General features: G+C 31.5%; 12 protein-coding genes. 8 read left to right on the top strand and 4 right to left on the bottom strand.

The features are described from left to right. Positions 1–536 precede the first annotated feature (536 nt). Genes ACFCYN_RS24220 through ACFCYN_RS24210 form a run of 3 tightly spaced genes read right to left on the bottom strand, consistent with a single transcriptional unit; the run spans position 537 to position 1,883 of the window. On the bottom strand, positions 537–1,070 hold the full coding sequence (locus ACFCYN_RS24220) for a permease (protein WP_375952477.1): 534 nt from the start codon (positions 1,068–1,070) through the stop codon (positions 537–539). After that, positions 1,067–1,549 (bottom strand): hypothetical protein, encoded by a 483-nt coding sequence (locus tag ACFCYN_RS24215; protein ID WP_172445073.1) that lies wholly within the window; start codon positions 1,547–1,549, stop codon positions 1,067–1,069. The genes ACFCYN_RS24220 and ACFCYN_RS24215 overlap by 4 nt, the downstream gene beginning before the upstream one ends. Beyond that, positions 1,542–1,883 (bottom strand): PadR family transcriptional regulator, encoded by a 342-nt coding sequence (locus tag ACFCYN_RS24210; RefSeq protein ID WP_172445072.1) that lies wholly within the window; start codon positions 1,881–1,883, stop codon positions 1,542–1,544. The genes ACFCYN_RS24215 and ACFCYN_RS24210 overlap by 8 nt, the downstream gene beginning before the upstream one ends. Positions 1,884–2,177: 294 nt before the next feature. On the opposite strand from ACFCYN_RS24210, the gene ACFCYN_RS24205 reads away from it, so the two are divergent. From ACFCYN_RS24205 to ACFCYN_RS24180, 6 genes are all read left to right on the top strand, one after another. Beyond that, positions 2,178–2,660, top strand: a complete 483-nt coding sequence (locus tag ACFCYN_RS24205) for a DUF2975 domain-containing protein (protein ID WP_172445071.1) — start codon at positions 2,178–2,180, stop codon at positions 2,658–2,660. Position 2,661: 1 nt separating this feature from the next. Continuing rightward, positions 2,662–2,886, top strand: a complete 225-nt coding sequence (locus ACFCYN_RS24200) for a helix-turn-helix domain-containing protein (protein ID WP_172445070.1) — start codon at positions 2,662–2,664, stop codon at positions 2,884–2,886. Between the two features lie 65 nt (positions 2,887–2,951). Beyond that, entirely contained in the window at positions 2,952–3,719 is a 768-nt protein-coding gene (locus tag ACFCYN_RS24195; protein ID WP_172447638.1) for a DUF817 domain-containing protein, read from the top strand. Positions 3,720–4,123: 404 nt separating this feature from the next. Beyond that, entirely contained in the window at positions 4,124–4,684 is a 561-nt protein-coding gene (locus ACFCYN_RS24190; protein WP_172445069.1) for a hypothetical protein, read from the top strand. A 344-nt stretch (positions 4,685–5,028) separates the two neighbouring features. Further along, on the top strand, positions 5,029–5,448 hold the full coding sequence (locus ACFCYN_RS24185; RefSeq protein WP_216854168.1) for a MarR family winged helix-turn-helix transcriptional regulator: 420 nt from the start codon (positions 5,029–5,031) through the stop codon (positions 5,446–5,448). A 108-nt stretch (positions 5,449–5,556) separates the two neighbouring features. Continuing rightward, the gene (locus ACFCYN_RS24180) at positions 5,557–6,933 is read left to right on the top strand and encodes an MATE family efflux transporter (protein WP_172445068.1); all 1,377 of its coding nucleotides are present in this window, start codon (positions 5,557–5,559) and stop codon (positions 6,931–6,933) included. A 212-nt stretch (positions 6,934–7,145) separates the two neighbouring features. Here the strand turns inward: ACFCYN_RS24180 and ACFCYN_RS24175 are convergent, their stop codons facing one another. Then, positions 7,146–7,331, bottom strand: a complete 186-nt coding sequence (locus tag ACFCYN_RS24175; RefSeq protein ID WP_172445067.1) for a hypothetical protein — start codon at positions 7,329–7,331, stop codon at positions 7,146–7,148. 163 nt (positions 7,332–7,494) lie between these two features. On the opposite strand from ACFCYN_RS24175, the gene ACFCYN_RS24170 reads away from it, so the two are divergent. Both ACFCYN_RS24170 and ACFCYN_RS24165 read left to right on the top strand, forming a co-directional pair. Next, positions 7,495–8,202: a hypothetical protein gene (locus tag ACFCYN_RS24170; RefSeq protein WP_172445066.1), complete on the top strand. Its 708-nt coding sequence runs from the start codon at positions 7,495–7,497 to the stop codon at positions 8,200–8,202. 40 nt (positions 8,203–8,242) lie between these two features. Continuing rightward, positions 8,243–8,845: a hypothetical protein gene (locus ACFCYN_RS24165; RefSeq protein ID WP_375952470.1), complete on the top strand. Its 603-nt coding sequence runs from the start codon at positions 8,243–8,245 to the stop codon at positions 8,843–8,845. The last annotated feature ends 136 nt before the right edge of the window (positions 8,846–8,981 follow it).

Genomic DNA, 8,981 nt, shown 5'->3' with positions numbered 1-8,981 from the left:
ATATAACAGAAGAAGAAATGTCTGAATACTATGATCTTGTATATTCTAAATCAAGCGTTTATCATAAATAAAATTATTTCAAAACCTTAGTAATTCTGGGGATTTTATAAAGTCCCTAAGCTCTGGACCTACGTCGTCGATATATCAGATTTCTATAAAAAAGGAAAAGATGATAAGTGGGACGATTTAGTTAAAGCTTACTATAAACTATATAAAAAACGTTGTATAAAGTGTCTATTAAAGTTCCGTTAAAATTACTAGATTATACTAGACACTCATACAGATTATACAAAAAATTCAAGAGAATGATTTAAGGTCGTTCATGTTGGAGAATTGTATGACAAGTGCAATATGTTATTTAATGGTTGTTAACAAGTAGGGAGATAGAGCATTACATAAAAGAAGACTAGCTTACTGGCTAGTCTTTTGTATTTAATTAAAGTTTTTTACTTTCAAAAATCAAATCGTACATAATCTCGATTCTAACAAAGGAAGATTAGTGTTTGCATACTGTCTAAAATAGAGTTTGTTTTATCCTATATTGAGATGTCTTGATTTTTATCGCAATTTAACAATTGCTTGTTATCAAAAAACTTTTCAAAGATGATGCCCATGAAATAGTAAAATACTAATCCAAAACAAATATGAATCAGTGTAAATTTCATTCCAAATGAAGAAAATTCATATATTACAACAGGTAGTTTAGCAGTTGTCCAAACACCTAAAAAGAAGACAACATAACGAATACTTGCTCCTTTTTTCAATAAAAGTACCGCTATCGGAAAAGCTAAGTATAGAGGACCAGCTGCAATACCTCCTAGTAAGAGCGCAAACAAGACTCCGTAAATTCCAGATTTATTTCCCATATATTTAATAAGAGTTTCTTTTTCAACCCATTTGTCAAGTAAGCCTACGAATATTAATACAGGGGGGAGGAGGAATAACATATTCAAAATGCTATTTCCAGTTAATTTAAATGCTTTTATTCCAACCGAGTGATTGATTAAAGTTAGTATAATAAAGCCTACTAATAAAATAAAAAAGAAACGATATTTTTTTAACTCATTCAAGTCATCACCACCCAAATTATATATGCAAATATAAGCGACATTATTAGCCCGCTCGCATTACGTGCAATGGCAAAATTTCTTCCAAATAATTTTTGTTCCATAGGTAAAGTGATGATACCTACTGACATTAATGTTGACATTAATACTGCTACTTGAGGCAGTCCTGCGCCATTCTGGACTAATGTTTCTCCTAGTGGAAAAACGATAAAACTAGGAATTAGTCCAACTGAACCAATTAATGTAGAGATTATAATCCCTATTATTCCAGATTGTTCCCCAATAATTGAAGAAACAAAGGTCGGTGTTAATAAAGATAAGGATAGTCCTACGAAAAACATAATAGACAGAATTTCAGGCAAAATATTACAAAACATTTTCCATGATTTCAGTAGAGCTTCTTTCGTTTTAGTTCGATCTTTTATAAAAGAAATAATAGTAAGAGTAATTGCTAGACTGTATAGGATCGAAGCATTAATCATGATTCTTCTCCTGCCATACATCGTATCTATTCATGAAAAATGTTAAATTCTTAAGTTTTTCTTCAATATCTTTATGAAATTCTGCTAATTTTTCTTTTCCTACTTTCTTAATTTTGTACATCTTTATCGGTTTATCTTGTTCGGATGTACCTAAATAAGACTCAACTGCACCTTCAGCCTCTAATTGCTTTAAAGTCCGATATAATATAGAACTGTCAATTGGATTGATCGGAAGCTCTTCTTCACATTTTTGCAAAAGTTTCCCACCATAGCTATCACCCTCTGTTAAAAATAATAAAAGAAATGCACCAGTATGTCGTCCTGTATGTTTCATAATATTTACCTCCTAAATAGATCTATTTACTTAATTTGTACTGTTACTAATAGTATACTGTTATTAACAGTAATGTGTTACTAACAGTATATTTAATTTTTAAAGTTATTTCAACTCTAACATTTCTGGAGGCTTTGCTTTTTAAGTTTATACACAGATACTTTTATACTTTTTATATAATGGAAGGATATTTCTATAACGATAATAATATAATAAAAAACAACATAAATTTATTGTAAAACGATAAATTATATGTTAAATTCAAATTGAAAATATATTAGTGAGGTGCGTTTTATGAAACAAGGGTCAACGCTCTTTTTAAAAATAGTAGTTATTCTTATAGGGATCCCAGTTCTTGCATTATGTATATTTGTAGTCCCTGAGATTGCGAATTACGCAGCTAAGCTATATCCAAAAATAGCTTTAATGAAATATCTCATTTTTATTGATCTTTATGCAGCAGCGATTCCTTTTTATTTTGCCCTTTATCAGGCCTTTAAGCTGTTAATTTATATTGATCAAAACAAAGCTTTCTCGGAATTATCGGTTAATTCATTAAAAAATATAAAACTTAGTGCGATTGCAATTAGTGTCTTGTATGTACTAGGATTACCGCTTTTTTATTTAATTGCGGATATGGATGACGCTCCGGGAATTATTGTAATCGGTATGATTTTGATATTTGCTTCAATGGTAATTGCCGTTTTTGCTGCCGTACTTCAAAGGCTCTTAAAAGAAGCAATTGATATCAAATCAGAAAATGATTTAACGGTCTGAGGTGGAGAATATGGCAATATTAATTCATATTGATGTAATGCTGGCAAAAAGGAAAATGAGTGTAACTGAACTTTCTGAGAGGGTTGGTATTACAATGGCGAATCTTTCAATCTTAAAAAACGGAAAGGCAAAAGCGATTCGGTTTGGAACTTTAGAAGCAATTTGTAAAGCTTTAGAATGTCAACCCGGAGACATATTAGAATATCTGGGCGATGAAGAATTATAGGATTAATAATTTAAAAAGGGGAATTACTTATGAATTTAAGTATTCAAAAAACAGAGCTACAAATCATAAGAGCATTTAAGCAACTAGTCCGGTTTGGCTTTGAGCAAGCTCTTTCGTGTATATTTCCAGTTGTTATTTTTGCCTCATTAGCTTTTACAAAGATTGTGCCACTTCCTTTTTTACCGAGATACGATTGGTTATTAATTATCTGTATTTTGATGCAGTGGATAATGCTGCGTTCTGGACTTGAAACAAAGGATGAATTAAAGGTAATCACAATGTTCCACTTAATAGGTCTTGCACTTGAGCTTTTTAAAGTACATATGGGTTCATGGGCTTATCCGGGGGAAGGTTATTCAAAAATATTTGGAGTGCCACTATACAGTGGATTTATGTATGCGAGTGTTGCGAGTTATTTGTGCCAGGCGTGGAGAAGATTAAATGTTGAGTTGATAAAGTGGCCGCCGTTTTTTATAGTTGCTTCATTAGCTGCAACGATTTATTTGAATTTCTTTACTCATCATTTTTGGATTGATGTCCGTTGGTGGTTATCAGGATTAGTCATAATTGTATTTTGGAAATCATGGGTTACTTACGAAGTTAATGGAACAAAATATCGCATGCCAATCGCACTCTCTTTTGTGCTAATCGGATTTTTTATTTGGATTGCTGAAAATATCGCAACATTTTTTGGAGCATGGCAATATCCAAATCAAACTGATGCATGGAGTCTTGTTCATCTTGGAAAAGTAAGTTCATGGCTTTTATTAGTGATCGTAAGTTTTCTGATTGTTGCAACGTTAAAGCAAGTAAAACTTAAAAATTCCACTTAAGGATTAATTTTTAGAAGTGAAGCTATATTAGCTTTGCTTTTTTTTTTTGAAAAAAATGAAACACTGCTTATTGATGCGAAATATAAAATGATTGAACTAACGCATTCAGTATTTGAATATCAACATCAACCGTTTAGTTGATTTCTTACTTGAGAATAGTAAATCCAAATATTTTCAATTTCGTATCTACCTATAACGACATGTTGAAAGGATAGAAAAAATCGGTGTTCTTTAGCTTTGTCCGTGCGAGGAACGAAGAAGGTATAAAAGAACAGAATGGAGAATACCTTAGGAACTAGAAAATATTGGAAAGTGCTCCTCATTCAGTTCGTCGGTTATTTGTTTTTTATAAATTAGAGCGGAGCGAACGTAGAGAGCATAGCGAAGAAGAAGGGGGAATTAAGATGAAAAAGTGGAAAGGTAGCGTCGTAGTTTTACTAGTGATAAGTTGTTTACTAGCGGCGTGTACATCGTCGAAACAAGATACGAAGAAAAAAAGTGGAAGTACTGAACAGATAGCGACGATCCAACATGTCCTGACAAACCAGTTCACAAGTGATCCTGAACTCATAAAGCACATCGAATCAGGTGACAGTGCAACCGTTATCGATTCTAATGGAAATAGTACCCAACCGACCAGCCCGTCTCCACTTGAAACGTATTACAAAAAAATGTATGGAGCGTATTTTACTAAAAAAGCATTTGATGTGTTTGTCGCAGCACACGCATTTCGGTACATCTCGACTGCGCAAAATCGTGGGTATACGTTAGCTGTGACCGATGTCACGGCAACCGAGGTCAAAGGGAGCGAAGGGGATTATGAGTTCACAGTCCACTTCGTTGCAAAAAAAGAAGGAGAAAGTGACAAATCTTTCACTGTAACAGGTCGTACGAGCGTGAATGCGGATGGAAAAATTACGTATATCCGCTATGATGACGCCGATTTCGTGAAAGCCATGCAATAAAGTGCTCCAAAGACCATCGTGATTCAGGAAAAAAGAGCGTAGTGAACGAAGAGTTAGCCATCCTATCGAAAAAACATAAGAGTCCCGTGTTACTAATGGAAATATTAAATTTAGCTTGATTGAAAAAAGTCGGTCTTTACACATTAAAGGCCGACTTTTTAGTCTTTTTCCAACATCTACAAATGCATTAAAGATGATCTTTTTTATATGAGAATCAAATAGTCAACATCCTTATTGTTAGAATTCTATCAGTTAGGTATTTAACTTTTTTATTGACGTGAAATTCGAATCGAGGTATATTTAATTCAAACAGTTAGATATCTAATTATTTGGAGGTGAACGATTTGATTAATACATCGTATACGAGACTTCTTGGTTCCATCATGTTTAAAGTACGAGAAAAATTAACAAATCGAACAAAAGAGCTTGAAGTAAATCCTCAACAAGGTAGGATGATTAGCTATATTGCTCAGCACCAAGATCAAGGCATTATTCAAAAAGATTTAGCAGACGCATTTAATAGAAGAGGTGCAAGTATAACAAGCATGCTTCAAGGGCTTGAAAAGAATGGGTATATCGAAAGAAAAATCCAAGCTGATAATGAACGTCAGAAACAGATTTTCGTATTAGATAAGGGAAAAGCAATTGTTGATCAAATTAATGAAATGTTTTCTTCAGCAGAAGTTGAATTAATTGAATGTTTAACAGAAGAAGAAAAAGCAGAGTTCTTACGCCTTTTGAAAAAAATTGATTCACACCTTTGATTGATTACGGCCATTACGGTCGTTTAACTATATAGTTAGAATTCTAAAAGTTAGAATTCTAATCAAAAACAGAGAATAACATAATAGGTTCGGAGAGGAAGGAATAAAATGGAAGAATTTGAAGTAGATCAATCCAATATTTATTATTTAAAAGAAGCACCAATAAGAAAAGCAATTGCTCATTTATGTATTCCAATGATGATTGGAATATCTGCGGGCACAATTTATAACTTAATTAATGCATTTTTTATAGGATTAGTACATGATACTGCGATGCTAAGCGCGATTACATTAGGCCTACCAATTTTAACTGTATTAATGGCAATCGGGAATGTATTTGGTGTTGGTGCAAGTACTTTTATCACGCGATTGTTAGGTGAAGGGAATCTTCATAAAGGAAAATCTGTTGCAGGTTATGCTTTTTATATAAGTATTATTTGCGGATTGATTGTCGCAGCAATTGCATTATTTTTTGTTAATCCAATTGTTCATTTACTAGGAGCTAACGCTGCGACATTACTTTATACAAAGCAATATACAATTATCCTTTTTGCAGGTAGTTTTGCCTTTATATTAAACTTTGCACTAGAACAAGTCGTTCGGTCAGAAGGTGCAGCAAAAGAATCGATGTATGGAATGTTTATAAGTGTTATTTGTAGCATAATTTTTGATGTACTATTCATTTTAGTTTTAAATCTTCATGTAATGGGTGCGGCACTTTCAATGGTTTTAGCCAATATCGCAGCTAGCATCTATTACATTTGGTTCCTACAAAGAAAAAGTGAAACATTAAAAGGATTCATTAAGCATTGGAAAATTTCACTTACTGATCAATTAGAAATTTATAAAGTCGGAGTTCCAGAATTATTTAAAATGTCCTTCTTAATTGTTACGACTTTATTATTAAATAATTATGCGATGGAATATGGCGATCACGTAGTTGCAAGCTTTGGGATTGCTGTAAGGGTTGCACAACTTCCAGAGTTTATTACAATGGGATTATTTATAGGGGCTATTTCATTAATTGCTTACAATTTTGGTGGTAAAAATAAAACACGACTTTATGAAACTTTAAAAGAATTAACGTTATGGATTGGTGGAGTTTCCATTGTATTCGGAGGAATTGTTTACCTCTTTAAAATTCCAGTACTTGGACTATTTTCAAGTGATTCAGCAGTATTAAGTATAGGAGGAATAATCTTAACTGCCCAACTGATATCATCTGTTTTTAATGGATTCACTGGTTTATTCACTAGCATCTTTCAAGCATCTGGCGAAGGGCTTGCAACAGGCATAATGTCGATTACACAAGGTGTACTTTTCATCCCAGTTGTGATTATATTACACTACTTTTATGATTTAAATGGACTAATTTGGTCTCTTACAATTACTGAGGGGATTACGTTCGTTATGGGTGCAATTCTCATGATTCCTTACCTTAGAAAACTTAAGAAAATGCCAGATAAAGAAGAAGTTCTCTCATAATATAACGTAAAATGAAGGAATCGAAAAGATTCCTTTTTCGCTGTGTGAGAATTTTTAAAAAAATACCTGCTTCTTACTTGAGATTTTAAAAAAATTTTTCTTATAAGAATCAAAAAAATAACCTGTATCTTAGATTAGCAAGTAAACTAAGGTACAGGTTTATTTAATATTTTTTAAATATTATATTTGAAGATTCCCAAAACCTAATATAGTTATTGCTTACCGATTAGAGACATAAATGCTTTATATATTAGGAATAACGAGAAAATTAAAATAGCTAAAATACCAATTAAATCTGTTAATGGCTGTACACTTGATAAGAATGTGCCTGCTAAAGGCATTTTGATTAAAGCAAAACCAGCTAAAATACTAGCAAACATTAAAATAATTCTTTCCATTTCATTCATCCCTCCATTCAATATATTTTATGTTCAATTGAAATGTAAGTGCTTTCAAGGACAATCTTTTAGAAAAAATGTGCGTTTGTCATGTGAAATTTAAGAGGGTATATCATCACGAAAATGGAATATTATGTAAAGTAGAAAAATTAAGGAGGAAATGATGAAGCGTTTCAAAAATAGAATGTTATCTTTTTTATTTTTGCCTTTACTATTAGTAGGTTGTAACTCTACACAATCAGGAAATGATTCAATAATTGATTGGGTCGATTTTGTTAAATTTAATGGAGTCGAGTATTATGGCATAAATTCTGGTATTTTATCGAACGAAAATTTAATTGGAGATAAGTTAGGAGAAGTTAAATTCAGAGTCGCGGATCATATTACAAATCCTAGCTACCAAATAAAAGATGGAGATGCAGCGTTCCATGAGAAAGGAACTGCTATTTATTCAATCAAGGGATACAATGATTTTCTAGCATTAAAAGATAAAAGTACAATACATGGTTTTAGAGTTTATTATGCTAAAGATAAAACTGACTATAAGTGGAACTTTAAGAATGTCGCATTAGATAAAGTGAATTTAATTGAAATTTATCAATCGCATGAATCTAATATACGAAAGATATCAGACCTAAAAGATAAAGAGAAATTGGATGATTTTCTGAATATCTTGAAGACAAGTAAAGAAGATGTTAACTTTCAACCTAATATTAAAAATGGCGCACCTATTTATTATGATTTAGTTTTATATACAGATGAACCAATTGCTTATAAGTTTGATATACAATTTGACGGTGCAAACTACTACTGGAATCCGTGGGACACGGCAATTTTATCAAAAGAGATCAAGGAATTTATCCCTAAATAAATCTTAAATCAAAAAGAGTATCTTTTGAAAAGGGGAGAAAATGAAAAAAAAGATTATTACACTTTTTATACTATTTTTTATAATACTGGCCGGAATATTGTCTTATCAAAAAATAAAATCTAAGCGATATAATGAAAAATACAATATTTCACTTCATGCAAAAAACTTAAGTGAAATCATTTCAAATTGGAATCAAAATGATGATTCATTTACCGTTCGAGCAGTTCAAAAGATTTCTAAAACAGATACAGCAATTGCATTTGTGAATGTCAACAATATTGACGAGGGATTTTGTAAATTAGAAGAAGGCATGAATCATAAATTTCAAATAAAAAGTTGTACATATGGTTCCGTCGAAAAAAATAATTGGTTCAGATCAAGAAAAATTAAAACAAATAAAGGTAACTACGGGGTATTTGAAGGTGAAAATGCATATGGAAAAATTAAATCGATTATAGTATCTAAAAAGCAGTTTACAAGTGAAAGTAATATTCAAGAAAATGAAAATGTGAAATTAATCGTACCTCAAAAGTCATTTTTTTATTTATTTAAAAAAATAGAAAAGAATACGCCTATTAAAGATTACTATAATGTAGCTTATTTAGATCAGAATGGTAAAAGTATTAACTACTTTATTCATTAAAATTGAAATATATTATACGAGAATTTCATAAAATCTTTTAAACTTTGTAGTCCCCCAATTCATAAAATTAAATTGATTCAAAAACGTTTTTATTATACTAATCTCCTAATAAAAATGGTAAAATATGGTTATATAT

The organism is Gottfriedia sp. NPDC056225 (genome assembly GCF_042267765.1).
GTDB lineage: Bacteria > Bacillota > Bacilli > Bacillales > Bacillaceae_G > Gottfriedia.
This window is presented reverse-complemented; position numbering and strand designations above follow the sequence as displayed.